Source organism: Bradyrhizobium sp. i1.15.2 (genome assembly GCF_040548425.1).
Classification (GTDB): domain Bacteria; phylum Pseudomonadota; class Alphaproteobacteria; order Rhizobiales; family Xanthobacteraceae; genus Bradyrhizobium; species Bradyrhizobium canariense.
The window spans coordinates 281,124-306,095 of record NZ_JBEPRQ010000007.1 but is presented as its reverse complement, the minus strand read 5'-3'; the positions used below and the strand labels follow the sequence as shown (position 1 = coordinate 306,095).

The following is a 24,972-nucleotide window of genomic DNA, read 5'->3' as shown; positions in this document are numbered from 1 at the left end:
TTCACCGTGATGACTGCGAGCATACGATCATCGCTCTGTCCTGTCGTGCGACCTCGGTATAGACGGGGCCGGTGGTCATATCCATGACCTCGTGCACGCGCGCGTCGCCAAAGGCGCTGGCCTTTAGCTCCGGCACAGCCGCGCATCCAGCCGCTTGCAGACGCACCAGTGTTGACACCGCCGAAAGTGTGTAATAGTGATGATTACACACAAACGAGATCGTCATGCCGACCAGCACCCGCTTCGCCGTTGCCGTTCATATCCTCACCGGACTTGCCGTGAGCGAGGGGAAGCCGCTGCGGTCCGAGGATCTCGCCTGGTCGGCCAACACCGGTGCCGTCGTCATCCGCGGGCTTTTGTCCCGCCTGAGCGATGCCGGGCTGACGCGTTCGCAGCTCGGAGCGGGTGGCGGCTCCTTGCTGGCGAAACCGGCAAAGAAGATACGGCTGCTCGATGTCTATGCGGCGGTCGAGGACACCGAGCTGTTTTCGCTGCACCGGACCCCGCCCTGCGAGAGTTGCGCGGTCGGCGGCAATATCATCGCGGCGATACAACCCGCCCTAGACCGCGCGCGCAAAGCGCTCGAGGCTGAACTCGCAAAAACGACAGTGGCGGATGTTGCAGCCGAGGTGGCGCGGCTGGGCAAGTTCTCCATTCCGCTCGCCTGGTGATTTGTTTTGCTCTTAAATGTAATCGTGTCATCGACACATAATATCTTCAATGCCGAACGGCATCGATCAGTAACGACCGACCAGCCTTCGGGGCGCTGGCGGTCCTTCTTTCAAGCCCCTCACCTCACAGGAGTCCATCATGAGTATTGGTATCATCGGTTCTGGCGCCCTCGGCTCGAACCTCGCACGCGCTCTCGCCAGGAAAGGCATCTCGGCCACTATCTCCAACAGCCGCGGACCGGAATCGCTGGCGTCGCTGATTCAGGAGTTCGGCCCTTCAATCAAGGCCGGCACCGTGCAAGAGGCAGCCGGCGCCGATATCGTCATCGCCGCCATCCGCTGGACTGATGTGGAGAAGGTGTTCAGCCGCTTGCCGGCCTGGAACGGTCGCATCGTCGTCGACGCCACCAATCCGGTGGAATTCCTCGATCCCAACTCGGCGGATGCGAAGGACCCGAGCAACCCGCTCGCGGCCTACGGCATCAAGGCCGTCGATCTCGGCGACAAGCAATCGAGCGAGGTCTTCAGCCAGTTCGTTCCGGGCGCCCGCGTGGTCAAGGCATTCAACCATAACGACGTCGCGGCGCTGTCGAATCCGGACGTTGCGGGTGGCCGGCACGTACTGTTCTATTCGGGCGATGACGCTGCCGCAAAGGCCGAGGTTCGCAAACTCATCGAAGGCACCGGCTTCTTCCCGGTGGATCTGGGCTCGCTCGAGGTCGGCGGACGATTGGCAACACTGCCCTTCGGCGCGCTGGCCGCGCACAACTTCATCAAGATCTAGCAGGCGCCGGAACGAAAAAGGGGAGCCCGCATGTCGCGGGCTCCCTCTCTCGTACATGCCGACGTCAGCCGGCTCTCAGTGGCCGGCAGGCTCCAACGCCTTCTGCACCATCGCGGTGTCGACATATTGCGTCATGCTGGCGATCTTGCCGTCCTTCAGCAGATAGAGATGCGCGAAATTGGCGCGCATGGATTTGCCCGTCGCCTTGTAGGTCCCGGAGTAGACGCCGAAGGCGGCGACGCGGTCGCCGTCTTCGAGATAGGTGTGAACATCGGCGCGGTAGCCGGTCCATTCGGTGGCGAGACGCCGGAATACGCCTGATATGATCGCGTCGGGTCCGACATAGGTGCCCGCGTACGGAAACCCTTCCGCTTCGGTCCACGCGGCATCGGGAGCGAGAGCGGCCAGGAGATTCCGGCCGTTCTGTTCCGACGATGATCCCTCATAGGTGGCGCGGATCAGATCGAGGTTGCGAGCCATCTCAGCCCCACTTCATCTCGCCGGTGGCGACCTTGGCGCCGATGTCGAGCGCAACGCCCATGCCGAGGCCGGGGAAGCGCGCTTCCATCGCTGCCTTGAGCGCCGCGGAATCCTTGGCCTTGGCCAGCTCTTCGTCGAACGCCTTGAGGTAGGCGATGGTGTGCTCGACGCCGGACAGGTCGGTTTTTGCATCCACCGACACATGGCCGGGCACGACGATCGCCGGCTTGCCCGCCGCGATCTTTTCGAGATTGGCGATCCAGGCGGCGCGCTGCTCCTTGGTCGGCGTATCGGCGGTCCAGACATGGACGCCGGAGAAGATCAGCACGCCGCCGAACACCGCGTTGAGCGAGGGCACGAACAGATAGCGCCGGTTGGCCAGGCCGTCGGCGCTGACGATCTCGATGGTTTCGCCGTCGACGCTCAGCGTCTTGCCGTCGAACGCCTCGGGGATGACGACATCGGCAAGCAGCTGCGGGCCGTTCGCCTTGAGCTGCGGTCCCCAGACCGCAAGCTTCTTTTCCACACTGGCGTTAATGGCCGCCACCGTCGCGGGCGCCGCCAGCACGCGTGCCTCGGGGAAGACCGCCTTGATGGCGCCGAGGCTGAAATAATAATCCGGGTCCGACTGGGTGATGTAGATGGTGGTGAGCTTCTTGCCGGTGGCCTTGATGGCGTCTGCGACAGCCTTGCCATCTGACAGCGTGAAGCCGCCATCGATCAGTACGGCTTCGCTCGGCCCGGACACCAGAACGGGAGCCCGGAAGAAACCGTTCTGTCCGGCTGGAAAATGCTTCCAGGTGAGCCCGCCGGCGGCATGGCCAAGCCCTGCGGGTGCGAAGAGTGCGGCGGCGCCCGCGGCGAGAGTGGTTTTCATGATGGTTCTCCTTGTCGGCATGTTGGTCTCCTGGTGCTGGTCTGGGATCGCGAAATTCAAACTGGATGGTCCGGTCTCTGTTGAGCGCGGCGCTCAGGCCGCCTTGAGTCCGTCGACGAGGACGTCGAGGCTGCCGAACAGCGCGCTCGCCTGCATCAGGCGGCGATCATGGCCCGTCCCGACGATGAGGGCCGGGACGCCGTTGGCACCGAACCGGCGCATCTCGGCACGCGCAGCCTCCAGGCGCGCGCGGTAAGCGGTGATCAGTGCAGCGTCGGGGCTCGCCAGACGCGCGGCAACCTCAGGCAAATTCATCGTGCGCAGCACGTCCGACAGAACGGAGATGTCCGTGCTGTCGCGTCCTTCGACATAGCGGACGAGCTGGAAGGCCTTCAGCGCCGCGAACTCCCGATCCGGGGCCATGAGCGCGACTGCCGTGAGCGCCAGTGTCGTCGGGCCGGAATCGAACAGGCGCGTGCGGTCGCCCAGCACATCGCGGCGATAGGCTTCGCTGAAGGGCTGGCCGCTCAAGCGCGAAATCCGCTGGTCGTTGCTCCAGGCATAAGCGGCAAAGCCGTCGTCCATCGGACGCGCGCCCTCGCCGGCAAACAGGCCTGTCGGCGCAAGTTCGACAGCGAAATCCGGCCGGGCGACGAGCTGTTCGAGCAGCGCGGCGGCGCCGTAGCACCAGCCGCAGAGCGGATCGAACAGGTAGGTGATGGGAATGGGCGCGGACATGGCGATCTCCTTGAACCGCAATGTGGCACGCGCACATTGGTAGATAAATATCAACAGAATATACAGAATGTATGCTATTGACTGACAATAGATGACCGGACGAGCCATGAACCTGAACCGCCTCGCCTATTTCGCAGCCGTCGTGGACACCGGATCCTTCACGCGGGCAGCCGAACGGCTCGGCATCACCAAGGCCGTGGTGAGCCAGCAGGTGGCGCAGCTGGAGCGCGACCTCGGCACCAGCCTTCTGGTGCGCACGACGCGCCGGGTTCATCCGACCGAGGCGGGCCGGACGTTTCATGCGCGCTGCGTCATGATCCTGCGCGAAGCGGAGGATGCCTTCGACGAGCTCGCCCAGGCAGCCGCCGAGCCGACCGGCACATTGCGGATCACGGCGCCCAACGACTACGGCACGGCCGTCGTCGTCGCCGTCGTCACGGCCTACGCCGCCCGCTATCCCAACTGCCGGGTGGAGTTGACGCTCGAAGATCAGACGGTCGACCTCGCCTCAGGCCAGATCGACATGGCGATTCGTGTCGGCTGGCTGGTCGATTCCAGCCTGCAGGCGCGCAAGATCGGATCGTTCCGGCAATGTCTGGTCGGCGCTCCCGCGTTCACGGATCGGATCGCCGCCGCGCGCGATCCCGACGACATCGTCACGCTGCCGTTCATCGCCAACATGGCGCTGCGCGAGCCGCTGCTGTGGCAGTTTTCGCGCGGCGATCTCGATCGACGCGCTGTGCGGCTGCAAGCAAGCATCGCGATCGACACGACGCCGGGGGTACTCGCGGCCGTGCTCGCCGGCGGCGGCCTTTCGGTGCTGCCAGACTTCCTGGTGGCCGACGATCTCGCGGCGGGCCGCCTCATTCACATCCTGCCGCAATGGCAACTGCCATCCGGCGGCATTCACACGGTCTACCCCGCGGCCCGCTTCCGGCCGCCCAAGGTGACGGCGTTCGTGGAGATGCTGATCGCGGCTCAGCGACAGGCGGGTTCGGTTGGGGCGGAGTAGCGGTGGGCAGCCAATTAGAGGCCACGCCCTCCCTATGCCTGCGCGATGATCAGGACGGCGGCAGCTCGTCGAAGGGATCATGCACGGGTACGCCGAGCGGCAGGAAATGCCTCGCGTTGCGTGACAAGACCGTCAACGAGTGCTGACGCGCAGTTGCGGCAATCATGATATCGGCAAATCCCGGAGAATGCCCCTGCCCTCGCGCGCGGTCCGACAATTGTCCGGCGATCCGCGCAGTGGGGGTATCGAACGCCAGGATTCGATCCTCATACAGGTGCAGCACGGCTTCCAGCCATTGAGCCAAATCTCTACTCCTGCGCGTGGCTTTCTCGCGTCGCAATTTGGCTATTCCGTCCTCAACCTCCGCAATCGTCACGACGGACAAGAACAAGGAGGCGGATTGCGCATCCATCCACGCGACGAGTGCCGCAGGCGTCGGCCGGTTCGGCGAGGCGGCAGATATGACATTGGTATCGACGAGATACACGTCTCAGAAGTCGGTCTTGCGCAGCTTGGCGCGATTACGCGTCGGCACATCGCCGGCCCGCACGGGGGCCGCCATCAGCAGGCGCCCGAAGCTCGGCACCTGCGACAGACGCCGCCACTCCTCATAGCTCAAGACCACCGCCTGCTTTTTACCGTGACGCGTGATGATCGCGGGCTTGCCATCGACCGCTTCATCGACGACCGCGGAGAGGTTAGCCTTTGCGTCACGAAGCTGAATCTCTCGCATGAGTCCTCCAATATGACTACAGTAGTCATATAGGAGGGCGGCTTGTATTTCAAGGCATTCCCGGCCGACCACCGGACGGCATCCGAATGGACCGACCTGCCCCACGTCAGTCGCGCGATACGGACAGCCCCGCGAGAAGCGGCGCGTACGCGGCGAGCCTGCGGGATACGAACTCGGTGAAGAGCCGCACGCGCTTGGTCTTGCGTGTCTCGCCCTGTGTGAGGAGCCAAACCGTTCCGTACATGTGTAGCTCGGTGCCCGGCACCCTCACCAGCAGGGGGTCGGCATCGCCGACGAAGCACGGCAGCGTCGTGATCCCGAGCCCTTGCCGGACCGCAGCGATCTGCGTCCCGGCGTCTGAGGTCCTGAATGGAACGCCCGTGGTGCGGACCTCGCCCGCGCTGGCCCAGTCCGGGATGCCGTGCATGCTGATGACGATCCAGCGGAAGGGATCAGGCGCGCCCGCGCGCCAGGCGGCCAGCCGATCCCTGGATATGTAGACGGCGCCGAACAGCTCCGGTCCCTTCATGCCGTGAAGATTTTGCGGGAGGGTTTTGCGGTCATAGACGACGCGGATCGCGACGTCGGCCTCCCGGTTGGTCAGATTAGCCAGCTCGCCGGCCGACAAGATATCCATCTCGATATCAGGATGCAGGCGCGCAAAATCGGCGAAATCGGGCATCAGCAGGTGCGTCGCAAGCGGCGGCGCCAGCGTCACCCGCAGACGCCCACGCACGCTCTGGTCGCGCCCGAACACACGCGTCTCCAGCAGGTGTGAGGAGGCTTCCATCTGGTCCGCGAATTCGAGGACCTCCTCGCCCGCAGCCGTCAGGCGGTAGCCCGAAGGCAGCTTTTCGAACATCTGGACCCCGAGGCGTTCCTCGAGCTGGGCGATGCGTCGCAGCACGGTCGCGTGGTTCACACCGAGGTGCTCGGCGGCCGCCCGCACCGAGCCTCCGCGCGCGACGGCTAGAAAATAGCGAACGTCATCCCAGTCGATCATGGTGCAATCCCGCACCGCGCGGTGCGCCTTCCAAAGCCCGGATCTGACGCCTCCTACAGCAGTCCGAGGGGTCATCATAGCCAGTTCCGACAAATACGACCCAGTTCCGAACGGCGGACCGTCGCGGCTGGCGTCGGACGCGCGGCCGGATCGATTTTGCACCACCGATGTGCGCGCTTCCGCACTCAACGCCTGACGCCGGCGGACCTATGTCGGGGACGTCGGGGGCAGATGCTGTCCCGGCACCACGACAGGAGAAATTATGGGAAAGCTTGACGGCAAGGTTGCAGTCATCACGGGTGGCGCGACCGGCATCGGCCGCGCCGCGGCAAGGCGCTTCATCGAGGACGGCGCCTTCGTCTTCATCTTCGGCCGCCGGCAGCAAGCGCTCGACGCGGCCGTCGCCGCCCTCGGGCCCAATGCCCGCGCGGTGAAGGGCTCGGTCTCGGACGAGGCCGACCTCGACCGACTCTACGCGGCGGTGAAGGCCGAGCGCGGAACCCTCGACATCGTCTTCGCCAATGCCGGCGCGGGAAGCCAGCTTGCGCTCGGCAAGATCACCGCCACGCATATCGACGAAACCTTCGACACCAATGTGAAGGGGACGATCTTCACGGTGCAGAAGGCGCTGCCGCTGATGCGCCGGGGCGGTTCGATCATCCTGACCGGATCGAGCGCCGGCACCACGGGCGCGCCGGCCATGAGCGCCTACAGCGCGAGCAAGGCGGCCGTGCGTAACCTCGCGCGGACCTGGGCGGAGGACCTGAAGGGCAGCGGCATCCGCGTCAACGTGCTGTCGCCCGGGGCGACTGCGACCGAACTCGCGAAGGAAGCGTTGGGCGAAGAGGGACAGAAGGTCTTCGCCGCGATGACTCCGCTGCAGCGCATGGCCGATCCCTCGGAGATCGGAGCCGTCGCGGCCTTTCTCGCCTCGTCGGACAGCAGCTTCATGACCGCCAGCGAAGTCGCCGTCGACGGCGGCCTGGCGCAACTCTGATCCCGGCGCAGTCCCGCGCCTGGCCCACACACACAACGAAGGAAGAAAAGATCATGAAAAAACTAGAAGGCAAGATCGCAGTCATCACCGGCGGCAGCAGCGGGATCGGGCTGGCCACAGCCAAGCGCTTCGTGGACGAAGGTGCGCATGTCGTGATCACCGGACGACGCGAGAAAGAACTGAAGGAAGCCACGGCCTTCATCGAGAGAAACGTGACGACGGTCATCGGCGACGTGTCGCGCCTGGAAGATCTGGACCGGCTCTATGCCGTCGTGAAAGAGAAACATGGTCACATCGACATTCTCTTCGCGAACGCGGGCGCGGGAACGATCGCACCGCTCGCGATGGCTACCGAGGCCCATTTCGACCAGACCTTCGACGTCAACGTGAAGGGGCTGTTCTTTACAGTGCAAAAGGCCCTTCCCCTCTTTAGGGATGGCGGTTCGATCATCCTGAACTCTTCGGTGTCGAACGTGAAGGGGCTGCCAGGGTTCAGCGTCTACGCCGCGAGCAAGGCGGCGGTGCGCAGCTTCTCGCGCGCTTGGACGCTGGAGCTGAAGGACCGCAGAATCCGCGTCAACACGATGAGCCCCGGACCAACCGAAACCCCTGCCCTGGAAACAACGACGGGCTTGACCGCCGAGCAAGCCAAGCAAGCGGCCGCCGGATTTGCTTCACAGGTCCCGATGGGGCGCAGGGGCAAGCCGGAGGAAATCGCGGCTGCCGTCACTTTCCTCGCCTCCGATGAAAGTTCTTACATCACCGGCGTGGATCTCGCCGTCGATGGCGGCATGGCGCAGGTCTGACCGCGCCATCGACACAAGATCGGAGAAACACCATGAGCTACGCGATTATCGGCTTCGGCCATATCGGCCAGGCCCTGGCCAGGGCGTTTGCCCGCAATGGCGTCGAAGTATCCGTTGCAGCCACGCGCGACCCGGAAAGCTTTGCATCCGCCGCGGCCGCGATCGGACCTTCGATCATTCCCAAAAAGCTGGTGGACGCGGTCAAGGCGGACATCGTCTTTTTGGCGGTCCGTTTCGAGTCGCACCAGGATGTCGCGAAGGCGCTGCCCACTTGGCAGGGCAAGACCATCATCGATGTGACCAACGCCTACGGCGTGCCGCCTGAGAGACTGGGAGGACAACATTCGTCCAAGGCCCTCGCGCAAGCCTTCACCGGCGGTCGACTGGTCAAGGGCTTCAACCATTTGGGTGCTGCCGTGCTTGGCCAGGATCCGGCCGTCCATGGTGGCAGGAGAGTCGTATTCCTGGCGAGCGACGACGACGCTGCCGCAGCGGAAATTGTCGCGCTTGCGGACAAGCTCGGCTTCGCGCCGATCAAACTCGGCGGGCTTTCCGAAGGCGGACTGCTCGTGCAGGCGCGCGGAAACAGCTGGGGCCACCTGATCTTCAAGGATCTGGTCAAGTTCGGCTGATGAACACGGGGACACGAAGCATGCGATCGGATCGCGCGCGATCCGATCCGAGCGAAACGGAGAAATTCCCATGAGTATCGAGAAGAACATCCAGACCGTGAAGGACTTCTTCGCCGCGATCGGCCGTGGCGACAGAGAGGCTCTGCTGGCGCTGGTCACTGAGGACATCGAGTGGATCATTCCGGGCGAGGACTGGCCGCTGGCCGGAACGCATCGCGGGCACGACGGGGTGACGGATCTGCTGGAGACGGCATCCAGGTCGGTCGAAACGTCCACCGAACCCCGGGAGTTCGTCGCGCAAGGCGACCGGGTCCTGGTCGTCGGCTTCGCGAAGGGGAAGATCAAAGCCACGAACAAGACGTTTAGGGACGACTGGGTCTTCGCCATCACCGTTCGCAACGGCAAACTGACGAACATCAGGGAATACATCGACACGCAGGCACTGGCACGAGCCGCGCGCGTGTCGAATGCCCAAGCCTAAAGGAGATCCAGATGTACGACCAATCCAAGCTGTCCGAGTTGATCCGGTTCGGACGCATCAATGCGGGCTCCACCGTCATCGACGTTTACCCGGGCGACGGCGACTGGACCCGTCTCTTCTCCGAGATCGTGGGAGGCGAAGGACGGGTTGACAGCTTCGTGCCGGCCGAAGTCGCGCACTTCAAGAACGATCCGCTCGGTCGCATCCAGACGCTTGCAAGGGAGCCGGGTCGAGACAACGTCGAAGCCGTCTCGGCGGACCTCGTGGCGATGCCGGAGGCGACGCGACCGGCGGACGTCCTCTGGCTGCACCTGTTCTACCACGATCTCCACACCGCGCTGATCCAGGCCCGGGGCGCGACGGCGGCCGACTTCAATCGAGCCGTCTACGAGCGGCTGAAGCCCGGCGGGTGCTACGTCATCGTCGACCACGCTGCCGCGCTCGGGGCGGGCACGAGCGAGGCCCAGTCGCTGCATCGGATCGAGCCTGCATCCGTTCGCAAGGAGGTGGAGGCGGCCGGCTTCGTGCTGGACGCGCAAAGCACCCTGCTCGCGAACAAGGACGACCCGCACACGATCAAGGTGTTCGATCCCGCCATCAAAGGCAACACCGATCGCTTCGCCTATCGGTTCGTGAAGCCGTGACGCCTTCCCCGCGAAAGCAGCGCGCGACCCTTCACTCCCGCACAATCGACCGCGCCGGGATGCCCGCGCCGATCAGGATGCGGCAAATCCCTGAATGTTTGTTACCCGGCATGACGGCGGGCTCAGGCCTGCTGGGTGGGATAAAGCGTGAGGATGTTGACGTTGACCCTGGGCGGTTGCGTCACCGCGTAGAGGATGGCAGCGGCGATGTCCTCGCTCTCGAGCTGCTCCATGTCTCCCAGTCTGGTCTCCACCGCCTGGCGGACATCGGGACGCATCTGCGCGACAAACTCGGTTTTGACGGCCCCCGGCTCGATCGTCGTGACGCGGATGCCGTCCTTCCCGACTTCGCGTCGAAGCGATTCCGCCATGGCGCTGGCAGCATGCTTGGTCCCGGAATAGACCGTTGAGGCATGGATATAGCGTCCGGTGCCGGATGAGAGGATCACGATATGCCCCGAACCTTGCCGCTTCATTCCCGGCAGCGCGGCATGGATCGGGTAGAGCAGCCCCAGGAAGTTTACGTCGATCATCTGACGGTATTCAGCTGTCGTGGTGTTCTGGAACGGCGCGGCGACGCCAACGCCGGCTATGCAGAGCAACATGTCGAGCCGCCCAAACTCCTCGATAGCGCGCAGCACCATCGCCGAGACCTGCGCCTCGTCCGAAACATCGACTTCGAGCGGAAGCGCCTGGCCGCCGGCTTGGCGTATCCGCTCCGCAAGATCTCCCAGGCGCTGCATGCGCCGGGCTGCGATCGCCACGCGCGCTCCTTCGGCTGCAAGAGCCACGGCCGTTGCTGCTCCAATCCCGGATGACGCTCCGGTCACCAGCGCGACTTTTCCGATCAGTTTGCCTGTGCCCATGCGATGTCTCCGTTCGTCTTGCTCCCGCGGCTCACAGCATTGAACGACTTCTTGACGAAATCGCGGTGCGGCTTGTGCGGAGCGGACGCGCGCGAGGATCCGAGGCGAGGCTGCCGCGCAGCAGCAGCAAGCCCCAATACGAATGCGACGGATTTCGCTTTTGGCGGCGGGCTTCAGCAGCTCCAAACCGGCCGCTGGGCATCGACCTGACAGCGAAGTTGATCGTCGGCGCCCACGCGCGTGCTGCTATGAATCGGGGACCAGAACGGCGAGAAACTCCGGGAAGCTCGTCGCGACCAACTCCACGCGGTCCTCGCCAGGCTCCTGTTCGTGATCCCACCAATAGATGGCTCCGGTGCTCGGACCCATGCGGCAATCCAAAAGGTAGAGGTTACCACCTTGGTCTTCGCCAACTGCCAGCATCCCTTCGGGAAGGACGTCGCCAACCAGTTCATAACAACCATCGAGTTGGAGGTAGTCTTCAGCGTCCCCGATTTCGAAGATGCAGCTCACATCCCAGTAGTCTGGATTGGTCGAGACGACCTGAACCGGACGAGACGGCTCTTCCCTGTGTGACCGCAGGAAGGCGAGATACGTCACGGGCAAGCTGGCCCCAAACGCTGCTTCCAAGCTCTCAATTCGTCGTTCGGCGTCCATAACGCGATGCTAGCGCTCGGCCCGCTCTGGCTCAATCGTCATCCCGCCCTCGTTCTTGAGCTTTCGGTCAGCCGGATCACTTTTGGGCCCTGCCGTCAGATGCCTGCTCTGCCGACCCGCCGATTTTCTTCGCGACCACATAGACGTCGACGCCGCTCATCGAGCATTCCTCGCTTGATGCCTGGCTTTTCGTGATGACCTCGATTGTCTTGCCATCCTTGGTGTGAAACGTGATGTCGTAAACCTCCTGGTGGAGGTCCTTGCCGATCTTTTCGGATGCGAGACGAACGGCCTTGGTCTGCGCCTCGATCACGGATGGAATATCGATCAGGCCGGCGTTCTTGAGGTGCACGAGGGCCATGTTCGTGGGCCAACTCGCGCAGTCCGGAGACTTCGCCAGAGCCACCGCAGCCGGCATCACAAATATTGCGGCCAGTACCACTTTCAACGCGGCGCGCATCAATGCACCACCTTGATCGAGTGGTCGCCACTTTCGCAGATCTGCTTGCGCCTCTTGATGGGCAGGACGGCAACGCACATGCCGTCGCGGTCGCCGCGCTTGTAGAGCTTCTTGCCAGGCTTGAGCTTCTGAAGTCCCGCATCGGTCAACAAGGTCTTCTCCGTTCGGTTCGCCGCCAGATACTATCATGGTACTGCTTCTTTATTTTCAAATACGTTGTTATCTTTTTGTCAAAAGAAACTCGACCGACAGGTCAACCGAGGCCCTGCGAATGAACCACTTGAACAATCTGGAGTGCGTGACCCTCTTCGTTGACGACCTCGCGCGCGCCAGGGCATTCTACGAGTCCGTGTTCGACGCCAAGCCGATCTATTCCGACGCCGTATGCAGCGTGATCGGGCTCGGTGGCGTAATGGTCAATTTGCTACAGGAGACGGAGGCACTGCAGCTTGTGCAGCCGGTGGTGCCGGCTGCTTCGAGCGCCGGACCTCGCATGCTCATGACCATTCGAGTCGGCGATGTCGATGATGCCTGTGAGAGGCTCCGGCAAAACGGCGTAGACTTGGTGAACGGCCCGATCGATCGTCCCTGGGGTCGCCGCACCGCCGCCTTTTCCGACCCATCCGGTCATATGTGGGAGATCGCACAGGAGATACCCTCCTAGAATCCGTCATCCGCGCCGGGACTTCTGCACCAAAGCGATTCTCATTGGCGAGTGGCAGAGCATTGCTCCGATGGCATCAACAGGGCCAATCGGGCGATAGCGCCGCTATCCCCCTACTCCCACGCAATCGTCTCAGGCTGCTTGCTCGTCACGTTGTAGACCACCCGGTTCACGCCCTTCACCTCGTTGATGATGCGCGCCGCGGTCTCGCCCAAGAACTTCATGTCGAACTGGTAAAAGTCCGCGGTCATGCGCGCATTGCAAGCTTTTATGCACTGTCACCGCAATTCCCTAATCCAACATATTCCTATCGATACCTATTGCTTGAAGCAGTGCTCGCGATGCCATTTCAGGAAATGTGGATGTGGACGATCCAATGGCCGTCGCGGTTCAAGCGCGTGGCCGGTCTTGTTGACGACCGATCTTACGCTCTCGCGATCGTTTGTCTGACGTGAGATCAATATCTCCAGATCATCCGCCAAACTAATGAGACCACGATCGAACATCCAATGCGCGGTGCCTGAAAGAGCAATCCCGTTACTAACGATATCCGGTCCGTTCGCCTCGACTGGTCGGATGTGGGCGGCGGCCACCTCGGCGCGCCCCATTCCATTGATGAGCTTCAGCCCGGTGATCGCGCAACGCTCATCATAGGCCCGGAGCACGATCCGGCGGAAAATCCGGTCACGCAAAATTCTCGATACAGTCAGGCTGACGCGGTCGCGTTGTTGGTCGAACCTGAACGGCGCCTGCTCCTCGTTTAAATCGAGCGGTCGGACATCGTCGTCACGCCGCGGCAATAACGGCACGTTCTCGGCGAAACCAAGGGCGCATATTCTATTGAAATCTTCGAGCGAAAGTGGACGGACAGCGGACTGAGCCCGTCCCGAAATCCGTCCCTGCTCGTTCAAAACACCCCGCTCTACTGGTCCGTTCGACCCATTGAAGGGGACCGGATTGGCGAAATCGAGATAGCTTCCTGGCTCGATCACCGCGAGGTACATCCCGGAAGTACCGGGATCCGGAATCACTTGCTGAACCCTTGCAATCGCAAAGTAGCCTCGCGTTTCAGTTACCTTGCTCGGTTCATAATAGATGACCCAATCGTCAATGCAGGCTTCAACACGACGCAGGTACTGACTGGGAAACTGATAACGTTCAGCCGGGCTGTCATCGTAGATCGAGTCGGATCGATGGATGAATACCCCAAATGCCATAACTCAATTAAACTCGTCGGAAGCGACACCCGTCAATCTCGTTCTGCGATTCCGATGGGTTTCGCTGCGCTCTACCCATCCTACTGGCAGAGCATTACTCCGACGGCATTAACAAGGCCAATCGGGCCGCCGCTATCCCCCTATTCCCACTCAATCGTCCCCGGCGGCTTGCTCGTCACGTCGTACACCACCCTATTCACGCCCTTCACCTCGTTGATGATGCGCGTGGCGGTCTCGCCCAAGAACTTCATATCGAACTGGTAGAAATCCGCGGTCATGCCGTCGGTTGAGGTGACGGCGCGCAGGCCCACGACGAAGTCGTAGGTGCGGCCGTCGCCCATGACGCCGACTGTCTTGACCGGGAGCAGCACCGCAAAAGCCTGCCAGATGTCGTCGTAGAGGCCGTGCTTCCGGATCTGGTCGATGTAGACGGCGTCGGCCTTGCGCAGGATATCGAGTTTTTCGCGCGTGATGTCGCCGGGGCAGCGGATGGCGAGGCCGGGGCCTGGGAACGGGTGGCGGCCGACGAAGATTTCGGGCAGGCCGAGCTCGCGACCGAGCTTGCGCACCTCGTCCTTGAACAGCTCGCGCAGGGGCTCGACGAGCTTCATGTTCATGCGCTCGGGGAGACCGCCGACATTGTGGTGCGACTTGATCGTCACCGAGGGGCCGCCGGTGAAGGAGACGCTCTCGATCACATCAGGATAGAGCGTGCCTTGCGCGAGGAAGTCGGCGCCGCCGATCTTCTTGGCCTCCGCCTCGAATACCTCGATGAAGAGGCGGCCGATGGTCTTGCGCTTCACTTCCGGGTCGGTGACGCCTTCGAGCTCGCCCAAAAACTGCTTCGAGGCATCCACGTGCACGAGCGGGATGTTGTAGTGGTGGCGGAACAGATCGACCACGGTCTTGGCTTCGTCGAGGCGCAGCATGCCGTGGTCGACAAACACGCAAGTGAGCTGCTCGCCGATCGCTTCGTGGATCAGCACGGCCGCGACCGCGGAATCGACGCCCCCGGAGAGGCCGCAAAGCACCCTGCCCTTGCCGACCTGGGCGCGGATCTTGGCGATCTCCTCCTCGCGGAAGGCGCGCATCGTCCAGTCGCCGGAAAGGCCGGCGATCTTGCGGACAAAATTGCGGATCAGCTTGGCGCCATCGGGCGTGTGCACCACTTCGGGGTGGAACATCAGGCCGTAATATTTGCGCGTCTCGTCCTGGATGATCGCGAACGGCGCGTTCGGCGAGGTCCCGGCCACCGAGAAGCCCGGCGGCATTTTGGTGATGCGGTCGCCATGGCTCATCCAGACCTGGTTCTTGCCGCCTGGCGACCAGACGTCCTCGAACAGCTTGCTCGGCGCCTTCACCTCGACATCGGCGCGGCCGAATTCGCGGTGATGGCCGCCCTCGACGGTGCCCCCGAGCTGCTCCGCCATGGCCATCTGGCCGTAGCAGATGCCCATCACGGGCACGCCGGAATCGAAGATCGCTTGCGGCGCGCGGGGCGAGCCGGCCTCATGCACCGATTCAGGGCCGCCGGAGAGAATCACCGCCTTCGGCTTCATCTCGTTGAAGGCCTGTTCGGCCTTGTTGAACGGGACGATCTCGCAATAGACGCCGTCCTCGCGCACGCGACGCGCGATCAGCTGCGTCACCTGGCTGCCGAAGTCGACGATGAGAATCTTGTCGTGCGCCGAGGCCACCGAGGGCGTCGACGCGGAGCGGTCGGTCTGTGCTGCTGTCATGGCAAGCAGATACGCGACCGAAGCTTTTCCCGCAACCGCGCGGGCCGCGCGCCCACATTCTTCTTTGGGCATGGACAAATCGATATAGGTAAGTATTATTGACCTAATGGCCCGTCACTCACCAAGGGCCGATCAGGGAGAACGTCATGCCACACCATCATCAGCCGTCGAATCTCGCCGCGCTCGGCCGCACCTGGGTCGAGGCCTGGACCGCCCGCGATCTCGAACGCGTGCTCACGCTCTATGCCGACGACGTCGTGATGACCTCGGACCGCATCCCCGCGATGGGATTCGATGAAAGCGGCACCGTGCGCGGCAAGGATGCGTTGCGGGCCTATTGGAGCAAGGCGCTCGCCCTGTTGCCGGAGCTGCATTTCTCGCTCATCGAATTGTTCGTCAGCCCAGATAGCGTGGTGGTGTTCTACGAGAACGAGCGGGGAAAGCGGATCTGCGAATATCTGCGGGTGAATGCGGCCGGAAAGATCGTGCAGGGATCGGCGAATCATTTGGTGGGCTGACGCTCACCCACCGCTGTCATTCCCCGCGAAGGCGGGGAATCCAGTACGCTGCCGCCTATCGATTCAATCACTGCGGCCTCTGGAATACTGGATCGCCCGTCTTCGCGGGCGATGACAGCACGTGTCAGGCGCGAGCACGCCCCAAGCGCGGTAGTGCGGGCGCAGCAATGACGGAGACTGCTAGACGAACGTACGCTAACAACAGCGCTGCCGGCTCTGACGGAGGATTCCCCCATGAAGCTCCCCACCTCCCCCTTCACCGTCACCGACTGGAGCAAGGTCGAGCCGACCATCCATCCCGGCGAGACCGGGCAAGCCCAGTGGCGCACGCTCAACATCGGCGATCTCCGGGTGCGGATGGTCGAATATACGCCGGGCTATCTCGCCGACCATTGGTGCGACCGCGGCCACGTGCTCTACGTGCTGCAGGGCGAGCTCGACAGCGAGCTGCGCGACGGCCGCAAGTTCAAGCTCACGGCGGGGATGAGCTATCAGGTCTCGGATTTCGGCGACGCAGCGCACCGGTCCTCGACCGCGACGGGGGCGACGCTGTTTATCGTCGATTGAGGCGCCCCGGAAGGGTTAATTTGCACCGCAAAATAGCAAAATGCGGCGACATTCCGAGCGACGGGTGGTGCCTTGAAGTGGCCCCAAAATCTCGCTATATTGTGATCATCGATACTTGGCCGAACGACTGGGCCGCTTCGCTTCGTTGCTGACGGGCGCGCACGCTTCAGATGATTTCTCCAACATCGACTGATCAGGACTATGGGCGCAATAGTGCGTACCGGTCCGCGTGTTAACTTCTTAAGCAAAGGAAATTCCCATGGCTATGGGCACCGTGAAGTGGTTCAACAATCAAAAGGGTTTTGGTTTCATTCAGCCGGATGACGGCGACAAGGACGTGTTCGTGCACATCAGCGCCGTCGAGCGCGCCGGCCTGTCGACCCTCAACGAGGGCCAGAAGGTCTCGTTCGACATCGTCGCCGATCGTCGCAGCGGCAAGTCCTCGGCTGACAATCTCCGCGTCGGCTAACGCCAGCGCACCGTTCTGACCACGGACGTACCGGCAGAACGTCAAGTTAGAAAACCCCGCGACCGGGTTCCGGTTTGCGGGGTTTTTGTTTTGGGGGCCGCCGCAACCCGCGGTGACGGGGAGGGCTATGCCTTCTTCAAGACCGAGACGAAGAACCCGTCCGTCCCGGTCCGCCGCGGCGTCATCAGCCAGCCTTCCGGCGATTGCAGCGCGGCTTGCGCAAACTCCTCCGCCTTGTCCCAGAGCACGCTCGCGGTCTGCTCCGGCGGCACCACCGCGAACTCAGGATGGCGGCCAGTGAACGCCCTCACCTGCTCGCCGTTCTCCTCCGAAAGCACCGAGCAGGTGATGTAGGCGATGCGGCCGCCGGCCTTGACCAGCGGAACCGCGCGATCGAGCACCTCGGTCTGGTCCCGCAGGCGAATCTCCAGGGCGCCCGGGCGCATGCGCCATTTGGCATCGGGGTTGCGGCGCCAGGTTCCGGTTCCCGTGCAGGGCGCGTCGATCACGACGAGGTCGGCGGTGGCGCTGATCTCGGCCAGCGGATCGGCGTCGCCCTTGGGCGTGCGCACATCGGCATTGTGGACGCCGGCGCGCGACAGGCGGTCGTGGATCGGCGCAAGCTGCCGCTTGTCGCTGTCGGTCGCGATCAGCCGGCCCTTGCCCTGCATCATCGCGGCGAGCGCCAACGTCTTGCCGCCGGCCCCCGCACAGAGATCGATCACCTGCTCGCCGGGTTTTGCAGCGGTCAAGGCAGCCGCAAGCTGCGACCCCTCATCCTGCACTTCGATGGCGCCCTTGATGAAATCCTCTTCGGCCTGGATGCCGGGGTTGCGTGCATCGGCCGAAAGCTCGATGCGCAGGCCGGTTGCGGACCACTGCGTCGGTTTTGCATGAAGATGAGCAAGCGCCCCCAGCACCTTGTCGCGATTGGATTTTAGCGTGTTGACGCGCAGGTCGAGCGGCGCCCGGCTCGCCATCGCGGCCGCCTCCGCGACGCGCTCGTCGCCGAAGGCTTTTGCCAAGTACGGATCCAGCCATTCCGGATAGTCGCCGGCGATCGCGGCCGGGGCACCTTCCAGCGACCGCGAGGCGAGCGCGGCCTGCTCGGCCTCGGTCAACGGCGCCGGGGCAAAGCGGCTGCCGTCGAACAGCGCGGCCATCGTGGCCGTATCCATGTTGCGCTCGAGGCGAAGCATGCCGATCAGCCGCGACCGCGCGGTGTTCGAATCCATCAGGTAGGCGCTCGAGGCGTAGCGGCGCAGCACGTCCCAGACGAGGCCGGCAATGGCGGCGCGGTCGCCGGAGCCGGCGAAGCGGTGCGCGGTGCCCCACTCCTTCAGCGCCTTGGCGGCGGGCACGCGGTCTTTCTCGATGGTGTCGATCAGTTCGATGGCTGCGGACAGCCGGGCAGCGGGAGTCATTTGAATCTTTCAGATCAGGATCGGCGAGTAGCGCCTAGATCAGCAACAGCATTTTCAACGCGAAGTAGATCCACATCGCGAGCAGGACAAGCACGCCGGCGAGCCAGATCGTGGAGCGGCGGCCGAGATTGTTGGAGGAGACGAAAATTCCGGCATGGGCGAAGCGCGTCACCACGAACACCCAGGACATCAGCACGATGAACAGATCGGCATGGCGCAACGGGAGCGCCAGCGCGATCAGGGCGTAGAACAGCACCGGCAGCTCGAACTGGTTGCGGTAGCAATTGGCGATTTGTGTGGCGCCCTTCGGCCAGTTGGGCTCGCCGAGCGCAATGTCGCGGCTCTTGGTCTCGCCGGAGACGAGCGCGCGCCGGCGTCCCATCGCCATGGCGATCAGGAGCGCGAAGGTGAGACCGACCTGCACGAAGACCGGCAGCAAAACCATTTGAATGGACATCGGAATTTCCCGGGATTTTCCCATCCGGCGGAAGGCATAGCTAGCGTCCCTTAGCGGTCACCGCTGGTCCTGACAATCAACGAGTTGAACCGGCGTTCCCGATGAGGCGACCAACCGTCGACAGTTAAAGCGATTTTGCCCCTCGGGGCGCGCAAGGCGAGAGACCGCCATGAACACCCTCTTCAGCCTGATCGCCAGCCTGACCGGCGCTTTGACCGAGTCCGCCGACGGCCAGTTCGGCATCCTGATATCGGCGCTGGCCGGCATCGCGACGGCGCTTGCGGTGGCGCTGGCGATGACGGTCTACTTCCGAACGAGCTATCGGACCTGGCGAGATGTCCTCAGGCATGGTCTCGCTGCGCTCGCCGCCCTCGCCCTGTTCGCCTTTGCCGCCTACGACATGCGCCATGCCGCGCTGGCCTATCTCGGCCTCAATCCCTCGAAGCCCGCGGTCGAGTTCGAGATCCGCATGCCCAGGGAGACCTTGGCGGCGGCGTCCGACACCCAGATCGAGCTGCATACCGACCGCAACCAGACGCTGGCACTGGTCGATGGCGTGCAGGAGCTCGGTGATGGCCGCTCCGTGCTGCGCGGCGCGGTGCCGCTCAACCACCGCACCGCGGACCGCGTGCTGGTCGTGAACCTGCCCGGCAAGGGCACCTTCGAATTCCGCCTTCGCCTGCCGGCCGAGCCGCATCGCTCCGAGCAGTTCGGCCCTCAGTTCGGTCCTCAGTTCGGTCCTTGGCACCTCGCCGACCGCATCGCCTCGCCGCTGGCAAGCCCGGTCGCGCCGCAGGACGCCTACACGATCCGCTATCGCGTGCTTTAAACTTTGTTCGATCGCTGACCGCGGACCCGCCGTCATCGTTCCGACGTCGGGCGTGGCCTATGATCGATACATGTCCGAATTTCGCCTGACGCAGATCTCCGACACCCATCTTGGCCGGCGCTTCCCCGGCCTGATCGCAAACTTCCAGGCGCTCAGTGAGCATATCGACACCGATAGGCCCGATCTCGTCGTCAACACCGGCGATGTCTCGTTCGACGGGCCGACCAGCCGCGACGATGTCGAATTCGCCAAGGCCCTGCACGATGCCCTGCCCGTCGCTTGCCGCTACATCCCCGGCAATCACGACATCGGCGACAATCCGACCGCGATCGGCCCTGCGCCGAAGCCGCCGGTCGCGGAAGCGCATCGCCAGCAATTCCGCGAGATCATCGGCGAGGACCATTGGTCGTTCGAGGCCGCGGGCTGGTGCTTCATCGGCGTCAATTCGCTGGTGATGAACTCAGGGCTCGCCTTCGAGGCCGAGCAGTTCGACTGGCTCGCCTCGGAAGTTTCGCGCACGAACGGCAGGCCGGTCGCGCTGTTCGTACACAAGCCGCTGTTTCTCAACCTGCCCGACGACCCCGAGACGCCGGAGACCTCGATCCGCTACGTGCCGCAGCCGGCACGCGTGCGGCTGATCGAGATGTTTGCGCATGTCGACCTGCGCCTCATCGCCAGCGGTCACGTGCACCAGCGGCGCGACTTCACCTGGCGCCACACCCGCCACGTCTGGGCGCCCTCGGCCGGCTTCAAGATCAACGACAAGCGCCAGGACCGGATCGCGATCAAGGAGGTCGGGCTCGTGGAGTACCGCTTCCAGCCCGACAGCTTTGAGGTACGCCACGTCAGGGCCGCGGGCCAGGTCGACGTCGACATCGAGGAGCTGTTGGCCCAGATGGGTGGCGAGCACTAGCCCAATTGGCGGGCACGATTCCATATCCTGATACCTCATTGCACCGAATTCGATCCAAAATGGCTAGAAGATACTAATGACAACGTTGTCATTCCGAAATATCGTTCTCCAAGCGGGCAAGGGCCGCGGACGGAGTGACGATGCATTTCTTGTCCCGGTGGGATAGCCAACGTCTTTCAACGACCACGCGGGGTATTCCCCTGGTCGCCGGTCTGTCGATCGATGAGATCGCCGATCAGCATTGGCGGCCCTCTCGTGGCGACCTCGCCCTCCCCGCGCTCACGTTCGATGAGACCGCCTTCGCCGCCAATCGCGACCTTTTCCTGCGCTGGTGCAAGGGCGCCGGCGTCACTGTCGCGCCGCACGCCAAGACACCGATGTCGCCGGAGCTGGCCCGCTCGCTGCGCGAGGCCGGCGCCTGGGGCACGACGGTCGCCAACATCCAGCAGGCCGCGGTGCTGCTTGCGCATGGCGAGCGGCGGTTGTTGCTGGCCAACGAAATCGGCGGGCTCGCAGCCGGCCGGCGGCTCGGCGCTGTCCTCGGCGCGTATCCCGAGACGGAGTTTTACGCCTTCGCGGATTCACCGGCCGCGGTCGCGGCACTGGCGGAGGCTGCGCTGATCGCGGACCGGCGCGAGTTGTCCGTGCTGGTGGAACTCGGCGCCGGCCGCGCCGGCGCGCGCGATCGCGCCGCGGTCGAAGCAACAATTGCCGCGGTGCTCGCGGCCGACCGGCTCGTGCTGGGCGGCGTCGCGACTTACGAAGGCGCGGTCGCAACGTCCGATTCCAATGAGACGATGCGCGCGATCGCAGCGCTGATGGAGCGCACCATCGAGACCTTCGCGCTGGTGCGCGCTGCGGCCCCGCGCCTGCCGCTGATCATCAGCGCGGGCGGCTCCGCCTATTTCGACATCGTGGCACGCGCGCTCGCACCCGTCGCCCATGGCGACGGCAACGCCATCGTTCTCCTGCGCTCGGGCGCGCTGTTCTTCGCCGATCACGGCATCTATGCCCGCGCCCTCGCCGAGCTCGACCGGCGCGGCGGTCTACTCGTCGACGGCGCGCAACGCTCCGCCGCCGAAGGTTTTCGCCCGGCGCTCACGCTGTGGGCCGAGGTGCTGTCGCGGCCGGAAGCAGGCCTTGCCATCGGGGGCTTCGGCATGCGCGATGCCTCGTTCGACCAGGGACTGCCGGTGCCGCTGCGCGTCTTCCGCGACGGCGTCGCCCAGCAAGGGCTCGCCGCGACCTTGTCGGTCACACGTCTCAACGACCAGCATGCGTTCCTGTCGCTCGCGCCCGATAGCACGCTTGCGGTCGGCGACGTCATCGCCTTCGGCATCTCGCATCCCTGCACCTGTCTCGACCGCTGGCGTGTCATCTTCGCCCTCGATGCCGATGGCGTGGTGACGCGCGCCCTCCCCACCCAGTTCGGCTGAGAGCGGGCACGATGAATTTCCTGCCGCTCTGGCGCTATCAGAACCAGCTCATCGACGGGGCCATCGTCACGCTGGAGCTGACCGTGATCGCAGCGGTGGCAGGGCTTCTGATCGGCGTCGCCGGCGCGGTCGCGCTGAAGGGCCGCGTCACGCCGCTGCGCTGGCTCGTGCGCGCCTATATCGAGCTGTTCCGCAACACGCCGTCGCTGATCCAGATCTTCATCGTCTTCTTCGTGCTGCCGAATTTCGGCCTGAAGCTGCCGGCGTTCGAAGCCGCCTGTGTGGCACTGTCGCTCTATTTCGGCGCCTATTCGGTCGAGATCATCCGCGCGGGCCTCGACTCCGTGCCGAAGAACCAGATCGAGGCCGGCCAGTGCCTCGGTCTCTCCACCTGGCAGGTCTTCCGTCACATCCTGCTGCCACCGGCTCTGCGCAATGCCTATCCTGCCGTGACCAGCCAGTTCGTGCTCCTGCTGCTCGGCACCTCGCTTGCCTCGCAGGTTGCCACCGACGAGCTCTTCCACGTCGCAGGTTTCATCGAAAGCCGTACCTATCGCAGCTTCGAAGTCTACGCGGTGATCTGCGCGGTCTATTTCGCCATGGCGATGTCGTTCAAGGCGCTGTTTGCCGTCATTGGCGCGGCGGCCTTCCGCTGGCCGCGACGGCGCTGAGGGATCGGGCGATGCGTTCCTTCTCCCTCATCGATCTCGTCTCGCTCGTCGAAGCCCTGCGCTGGACTGTCGCGCTCGTCGTGCTCGCGCTCGCCTTCGGTACGCCGCTGGCGCTCGGGCTCGCCGTCGGCCGCATCAGCCGGTCCGCCGCCCTGCGCTGGACGATGGCGGCGTCCATCCAAATCATCCAAAGCGTGCCGCTGCTCGGCCTGCTGTTCTTCTTCTATTTCGGCATGCCGGTGTTCCTGGGCATCCAGGTGCCCGCGACCGTCGCGGTGACGGTGGCCTACACGCTCTACACGGCCGCCTTTCTCGGCGAGATCTGGCGCGGCGGCCTGGAGGCCGTGAAGCAGGCGCAGTGGGAGGCTGGCGCCTGCCTCGGCCTCTCCGCCTGGCAGCAGTTTTGCCACATCATCGCGCCGCAGGCGCTGCGGCTGTCGCTGCCGCCGACCGTCGGCTTCCTGGTGCAGCTCATCAAGGGCACCTCGCTCGCCTCGATCCTCGGCTTCGTCGAGCTCGCGCGCGCCGGCCAGGTGGTGAGCGCGGCGACATTCCAGCCGCTGCTCACCTACGCACTGGTCGCCGCGATCTATTTCGCGCTGTGCCTGCCGCTCACGCTCTGGTCCCGCTCCCTGGAGGCCCGCCTCGATGGCTCTCGTTGAAATCCGCGACGTGCACAAGACATTCGGCCGGGTCGAGGTCCTCAAGGGCGTCTCGCTCGACGTCGAGGAAGGCGAGATCGTCACGATCATCGGCCGCTCCGGCTCGGGCAAGTCGACGCTGCTCCGCTGCATCAATGCGCTCGAGAGCGTCGATTCCGGCGATATCCGCGTCGAGGGCTTGAAGGTCCATGCCGAAATGCGCGACCTCAAGAAATTCCGTCAGCGCGTCGGCATCGTGTTCCAGGCCTTCAACCTGTTTCCGCATCTGAAGGTCGAGCGCAATATCACGCTCGCCCCGCTCCTCACCGGCCGCATCGACAAGGCCCGCGCGCGGGCGCTGGCCGAGGATGTGCTGACCCGCGTCGGTCTCGCCGACAAGATCGACGCCTGGCCGGAGCAGCTCTCCGGCGGCCAGCAGCAGCGCGTCGCGATCGCGCGGTGCCTGGCCATGGCGCCTCAGCTCATGCTGTTCGACGAGGTGACCTCCGCGCTCGACCCCGAACTCGTCGGCGAAGTGCTGAAGGTGATGGAAGCGATGGCAAAACAGGGCATGACGATGATCCTGGTCACCCACGAGATGGGCTTTGCCCGCAATGTCGCGGACCGCATCGTCTTCATGCACCAGGGCCGAGTCTGGGAACAGGGGCCGCCGGCAAAGCTGTTCGCCAGTCCTGACACGCCCGAGCTCGCAAGCTTCATCGCGTCGTCGAGATGACCATCGTTCACCAAATCCGCCACCAGGAGAGAGCCATGAGAAAACTGAAGTCACTCTTCACCATCGCAGCCGCGGCGCTTGCCGTTCTCGCAGCGCCGAACCTCGCGAACGCCGACAAGCTCCAGGACGTGCTCGGCTCAGGCAAGCTGCGCATCGGAATCCTCACCGATGCGGCGCCATGGGGCTTCAAGGACGACAAGGGCGAGATCGCAGGTCTCGACGCCGATCTCGCCAGGCTGATTGCTGCCGACATGGGCGTGAAGCTCGAACTCGTCCCGGTAACCGGCGCCGCGCGCATCCCGAGCCTGCTGTCGGACAAGATCGACATGCTGATCGCGGGCCTCGGCGCAACGCCCGAGCGCGCCCAGCAGGTGATGTTCTCGCAGCCTTATGCGGTGGTGAATCTCGGCGTCTACGGCGCCAAATCGTTTCCCGCCGCGACCGGCAAGAAGCCGGACAATCTCGACGGCCGCAGCGTTGCAGTGGCCAAGGGCTCGACGCTGGATGTCTGGCTCACCGACAATGCACCGAAGGTGAAGCTTGTGCGCTTCGAGGACACGCCCGCCGCACTCGCCGCGTTTCTCGCCGGCCAGGCCGAGACCTTCGCCGAGAACAGCGCGATCGCACTCAAGGTGCAGGAGCAGAACCCCGCCAAGGAAGTCGAGCTCAAATTCCTGATCCGCCAGTCGCCGGCCCATGTCGGCGTGCGCCAGGGCGAGCAGAACCTGCTCAACTGGATCAACACCGACATCTTCACCAACAAGCTCAACGGCAAGCTCGGCGCGCTGCAGTTGAAGTGGTTCAAGGAAGAGCAGTCGCTGCCGACGCTGTGAGCCAGCACGCGCTCCCG

Annotated in this window: 34 protein-coding genes and 1 pseudogene; 19 read left to right on the top strand and 16 right to left on the bottom strand. The window is 64.0% G+C overall.

Going from position 1 to position 24,972, the window contains the following annotated elements:
• Window position 1: 1 nt before the first annotated feature.
• Window positions 2–226: a hypothetical protein gene (locus ABIB80_RS16305; RefSeq protein WP_219683235.1), complete on the bottom strand. Its 225-nt coding sequence runs from the start codon at window positions 224–226 to the stop codon at window positions 2–4.
• On the opposite strand from ABIB80_RS16305, the gene ABIB80_RS16300 reads away from it, so the two are divergent.
• Both ABIB80_RS16300 and ABIB80_RS16295 read left to right on the top strand, forming a co-directional pair.
• The gene (locus ABIB80_RS16300) at window positions 225–671 is read left to right on the top strand and encodes an Rrf2 family transcriptional regulator (protein ID WP_219683236.1); all 447 of its coding nucleotides are present in this window, start codon (window positions 225–227) and stop codon (window positions 669–671) included. The two genes, ABIB80_RS16305 and ABIB80_RS16300, sit on opposite strands and share 2 nt — an antisense overlap.
• A 139-nt stretch (window positions 672–810) precedes the next feature.
• The gene (locus ABIB80_RS16295) at window positions 811–1,455 is read left to right on the top strand and encodes an NADPH-dependent F420 reductase (RefSeq protein ID WP_354127940.1); all 645 of its coding nucleotides are present in this window, start codon (window positions 811–813) and stop codon (window positions 1,453–1,455) included.
• 75 nt (window positions 1,456–1,530) lie between these two features.
• Here the strand turns inward: ABIB80_RS16295 and ABIB80_RS16290 are convergent, their stop codons facing one another.
• The 3 genes from ABIB80_RS16290 to ABIB80_RS16280 form a co-directional block, all read right to left on the bottom strand.
• A complete protein-coding gene (locus ABIB80_RS16290; RefSeq protein ID WP_354127939.1) occupies window positions 1,531–1,935 on the bottom strand; it encodes a nuclear transport factor 2 family protein in 405 nt (134 codons plus the stop codon).
• Between the two features lies 1 nt (window position 1,936).
• Window positions 1,937–2,833 (bottom strand): MBL fold metallo-hydrolase, encoded by an 897-nt coding sequence (locus tag ABIB80_RS16285; protein ID WP_354127938.1) that lies wholly within the window; start codon window positions 2,831–2,833, stop codon window positions 1,937–1,939.
• A 72-nt stretch (window positions 2,834–2,905) separates the two neighbouring features.
• On the bottom strand, window positions 2,906–3,550 hold the full coding sequence (locus ABIB80_RS16280; protein WP_354127937.1) for a DsbA family protein: 645 nt from the start codon (window positions 3,548–3,550) through the stop codon (window positions 2,906–2,908).
• A 106-nt stretch (window positions 3,551–3,656) separates the two neighbouring features.
• Here ABIB80_RS16280 and ABIB80_RS16275 point away from each other — a divergent pair, with 106 nt between their 5' ends.
• Window positions 3,657–4,562 (top strand): LysR family transcriptional regulator, encoded by a 906-nt coding sequence (locus tag ABIB80_RS16275; RefSeq protein WP_354127936.1) that lies wholly within the window; start codon window positions 3,657–3,659, stop codon window positions 4,560–4,562.
• 49 nt (window positions 4,563–4,611) lie between these two features.
• Here ABIB80_RS16275 and ABIB80_RS16270 read toward each other — a convergent pair whose 3' ends face one another.
• From ABIB80_RS16270 to ABIB80_RS16260, 3 genes are all read right to left on the bottom strand, one after another.
• Window positions 4,612–5,049, bottom strand: a complete 438-nt coding sequence (locus tag ABIB80_RS16270) for a type II toxin-antitoxin system VapC family toxin (RefSeq protein ID WP_219683241.1) — start codon at window positions 5,047–5,049, stop codon at window positions 4,612–4,614.
• A gap of 3 nt (window positions 5,050–5,052) precedes the next feature.
• Complete coding sequence (locus ABIB80_RS16265; RefSeq protein ID WP_007592169.1) at window positions 5,053–5,295, bottom strand: type II toxin-antitoxin system Phd/YefM family antitoxin; 243 nt, start codon at window positions 5,293–5,295, stop codon at window positions 5,053–5,055.
• Window positions 5,296–5,401: 106 nt separating this feature from the next.
• Window positions 5,402–6,298, bottom strand: coding sequence for a LysR family transcriptional regulator (locus tag ABIB80_RS16260; protein ID WP_219683242.1), 897 nt, complete (start codon window positions 6,296–6,298; stop codon window positions 5,402–5,404).
• A 262-nt stretch (window positions 6,299–6,560) separates the two neighbouring features.
• Here ABIB80_RS16260 and ABIB80_RS16255 point away from each other — a divergent pair, with 262 nt between their 5' ends.
• The 5 genes from ABIB80_RS16255 (at window position 6,561) to ABIB80_RS16235 (ending at window position 9,858) form a co-directional block, all read left to right on the top strand.
• On the top strand, window positions 6,561–7,295 hold the full coding sequence (locus ABIB80_RS16255; RefSeq protein ID WP_354127935.1) for an SDR family NAD(P)-dependent oxidoreductase: 735 nt from the start codon (window positions 6,561–6,563) through the stop codon (window positions 7,293–7,295).
• A 53-nt stretch (window positions 7,296–7,348) separates the two neighbouring features.
• The gene (locus tag ABIB80_RS16250) at window positions 7,349–8,101 is read left to right on the top strand and encodes a glucose 1-dehydrogenase (protein WP_354127934.1); all 753 of its coding nucleotides are present in this window, start codon (window positions 7,349–7,351) and stop codon (window positions 8,099–8,101) included.
• 32 nt (window positions 8,102–8,133) lie between these two features.
• Entirely contained in the window at window positions 8,134–8,733 is a 600-nt protein-coding gene (locus ABIB80_RS16245) for an NADPH-dependent F420 reductase (RefSeq protein WP_502918730.1), read from the top strand.
• Window positions 8,734–8,803: 70 nt separating this feature from the next.
• Window positions 8,804–9,214 (top strand): nuclear transport factor 2 family protein, encoded by a 411-nt coding sequence (locus ABIB80_RS16240; RefSeq protein WP_219683245.1) that lies wholly within the window; start codon window positions 8,804–8,806, stop codon window positions 9,212–9,214.
• Between the two features lie 11 nt (window positions 9,215–9,225).
• Window positions 9,226–9,858, top strand: a complete 633-nt coding sequence (locus tag ABIB80_RS16235; RefSeq protein WP_354127933.1) for a class I SAM-dependent methyltransferase — start codon at window positions 9,226–9,228, stop codon at window positions 9,856–9,858.
• A 122-nt stretch (window positions 9,859–9,980) separates the two neighbouring features.
• Here ABIB80_RS16235 and ABIB80_RS16230 read toward each other — a convergent pair whose 3' ends face one another.
• The 4 genes from ABIB80_RS16230 to ABIB80_RS16215 all read right to left on the bottom strand — a co-directional run bounded on the left by ABIB80_RS16230 (window position 9,981) and on the right by ABIB80_RS16215 (window position 11,993).
• Complete coding sequence (locus ABIB80_RS16230; protein WP_246649042.1) at window positions 9,981–10,910, bottom strand: SDR family oxidoreductase; 930 nt, start codon at window positions 10,908–10,910, stop codon at window positions 9,981–9,983.
• A 60-nt stretch (window positions 10,911–10,970) separates the two neighbouring features.
• A complete protein-coding gene (locus ABIB80_RS16225) occupies window positions 10,971–11,381 on the bottom strand; it encodes an SMI1/KNR4 family protein (protein ID WP_354127932.1) in 411 nt (136 codons plus the stop codon).
• 76 nt (window positions 11,382–11,457) lie between these two features.
• Entirely contained in the window at window positions 11,458–11,841 is a 384-nt protein-coding gene (locus tag ABIB80_RS16220) for a hypothetical protein (protein ID WP_354127931.1), read from the bottom strand.
• The gene (locus ABIB80_RS16215) at window positions 11,841–11,993 is read right to left on the bottom strand and encodes an integrase (protein WP_354127930.1); all 153 of its coding nucleotides are present in this window, start codon (window positions 11,991–11,993) and stop codon (window positions 11,841–11,843) included. The genes ABIB80_RS16220 and ABIB80_RS16215 overlap by 1 nt, the downstream gene beginning before the upstream one ends.
• Window positions 11,994–12,112: 119 nt before the next feature.
• On the opposite strand from ABIB80_RS16215, the gene ABIB80_RS16210 reads away from it, so the two are divergent.
• The gene (locus ABIB80_RS16210; protein WP_354127965.1) at window positions 12,113–12,505 is read left to right on the top strand and encodes a VOC family protein; all 393 of its coding nucleotides are present in this window, start codon (window positions 12,113–12,115) and stop codon (window positions 12,503–12,505) included.
• A gap of 113 nt (window positions 12,506–12,618) precedes the next feature.
• Here the strand turns inward: ABIB80_RS16210 and ABIB80_RS16205 are convergent.
• The 3 genes and pseudogenes from ABIB80_RS16205 to guaA form a co-directional block, all read right to left on the bottom strand.
• Window positions 12,619–12,756: pseudogene (locus tag ABIB80_RS16205) on the bottom strand (GMP synthase (glutamine-hydrolyzing)); the annotation flags it as partial.
• Window positions 12,757–12,822: 66 nt separating this feature from the next.
• Window positions 12,823–13,722, bottom strand: coding sequence for an HNH endonuclease (locus ABIB80_RS16200; RefSeq protein WP_354127929.1), 900 nt, complete (start codon window positions 13,720–13,722; stop codon window positions 12,823–12,825).
• Window positions 13,723–13,862: 140 nt separating this feature from the next.
• Complete coding sequence (guaA, locus tag ABIB80_RS16195; protein ID WP_198288294.1) at window positions 13,863–15,461, bottom strand: glutamine-hydrolyzing GMP synthase; 1,599 nt, start codon at window positions 15,459–15,461, stop codon at window positions 13,863–13,865.
• A gap of 146 nt (window positions 15,462–15,607) precedes the next feature.
• Between guaA and ABIB80_RS16190 the strand changes: the two genes are divergently transcribed.
• The 3 genes from ABIB80_RS16190 (at window position 15,608) to ABIB80_RS16180 (ending at window position 17,015) form a co-directional block, all read left to right on the top strand.
• On the top strand, window positions 15,608–15,979 hold the full coding sequence (locus ABIB80_RS16190) for a nuclear transport factor 2 family protein (RefSeq protein WP_354127927.1): 372 nt from the start codon (window positions 15,608–15,610) through the stop codon (window positions 15,977–15,979).
• A gap of 234 nt (window positions 15,980–16,213) precedes the next feature.
• Window positions 16,214–16,546, top strand: coding sequence for a DHCW motif cupin fold protein (locus tag ABIB80_RS16185; protein WP_219683300.1), 333 nt, complete (start codon window positions 16,214–16,216; stop codon window positions 16,544–16,546).
• Between the two features lie 259 nt (window positions 16,547–16,805).
• Window positions 16,806–17,015 (top strand): cold-shock protein, encoded by a 210-nt coding sequence (locus ABIB80_RS16180; protein WP_007592195.1) that lies wholly within the window; start codon window positions 16,806–16,808, stop codon window positions 17,013–17,015.
• Between the two features lie 125 nt (window positions 17,016–17,140).
• Here ABIB80_RS16180 and ABIB80_RS16175 read toward each other — a convergent pair whose 3' ends face one another.
• Window positions 17,141–18,439, bottom strand: a complete 1,299-nt coding sequence (locus tag ABIB80_RS16175) for an RsmB/NOP family class I SAM-dependent RNA methyltransferase (RefSeq protein ID WP_354127926.1) — start codon at window positions 18,437–18,439, stop codon at window positions 17,141–17,143.
• Window positions 18,440–18,473: 34 nt separating this feature from the next.
• Window positions 18,474–18,896 carry an MAPEG family protein gene (locus tag ABIB80_RS16170; protein ID WP_354127925.1) on the bottom strand — a complete coding sequence of 141 codons (423 nt, stop codon included), beginning with the start codon at window positions 18,894–18,896 and terminating at the stop codon, window positions 18,474–18,476.
• A gap of 169 nt (window positions 18,897–19,065) precedes the next feature.
• Between ABIB80_RS16170 and ABIB80_RS16165 the strand changes: the two genes are divergently transcribed.
• The 7 genes from ABIB80_RS16165 to ABIB80_RS16135 all read left to right on the top strand — a co-directional run bounded on the left by ABIB80_RS16165 (window position 19,066) and on the right by ABIB80_RS16135 (window position 24,955).
• Window positions 19,066–19,725 (top strand): acriflavin resistance protein, encoded by a 660-nt coding sequence (locus ABIB80_RS16165; protein ID WP_354127924.1) that lies wholly within the window; start codon window positions 19,066–19,068, stop codon window positions 19,723–19,725.
• A 70-nt stretch (window positions 19,726–19,795) separates the two neighbouring features.
• Complete coding sequence (locus tag ABIB80_RS16160; protein ID WP_354127923.1) at window positions 19,796–20,638, top strand: metallophosphoesterase family protein; 843 nt, start codon at window positions 19,796–19,798, stop codon at window positions 20,636–20,638.
• A gap of 140 nt (window positions 20,639–20,778) precedes the next feature.
• On the top strand, window positions 20,779–22,074 hold the full coding sequence (locus ABIB80_RS16155) for an alanine racemase (protein WP_007592206.1): 1,296 nt from the start codon (window positions 20,779–20,781) through the stop codon (window positions 22,072–22,074).
• A gap of 11 nt (window positions 22,075–22,085) precedes the next feature.
• Complete coding sequence (locus ABIB80_RS16150; protein ID WP_007592208.1) at window positions 22,086–22,745, top strand: amino acid ABC transporter permease; 660 nt, start codon at window positions 22,086–22,088, stop codon at window positions 22,743–22,745.
• An 11-nt stretch (window positions 22,746–22,756) separates the two neighbouring features.
• Window positions 22,757–23,407: an amino acid ABC transporter permease gene (locus ABIB80_RS16145; protein ID WP_354127922.1), complete on the top strand. Its 651-nt coding sequence runs from the start codon at window positions 22,757–22,759 to the stop codon at window positions 23,405–23,407.
• Window positions 23,394–24,122 carry an amino acid ABC transporter ATP-binding protein gene (locus tag ABIB80_RS16140; protein ID WP_354127921.1) on the top strand — a complete coding sequence of 243 codons (729 nt, stop codon included), beginning with the start codon at window positions 23,394–23,396 and terminating at the stop codon, window positions 24,120–24,122. Before ABIB80_RS16145 ends, ABIB80_RS16140 begins: the two co-directional genes overlap by 14 nt.
• Window positions 24,123–24,157: 35 nt before the next feature.
• Window positions 24,158–24,955: a transporter substrate-binding domain-containing protein gene (locus ABIB80_RS16135; protein ID WP_007592214.1), complete on the top strand. Its 798-nt coding sequence runs from the start codon at window positions 24,158–24,160 to the stop codon at window positions 24,953–24,955.
• The last annotated feature ends 17 nt before the right edge of the window (window positions 24,956–24,972 follow it).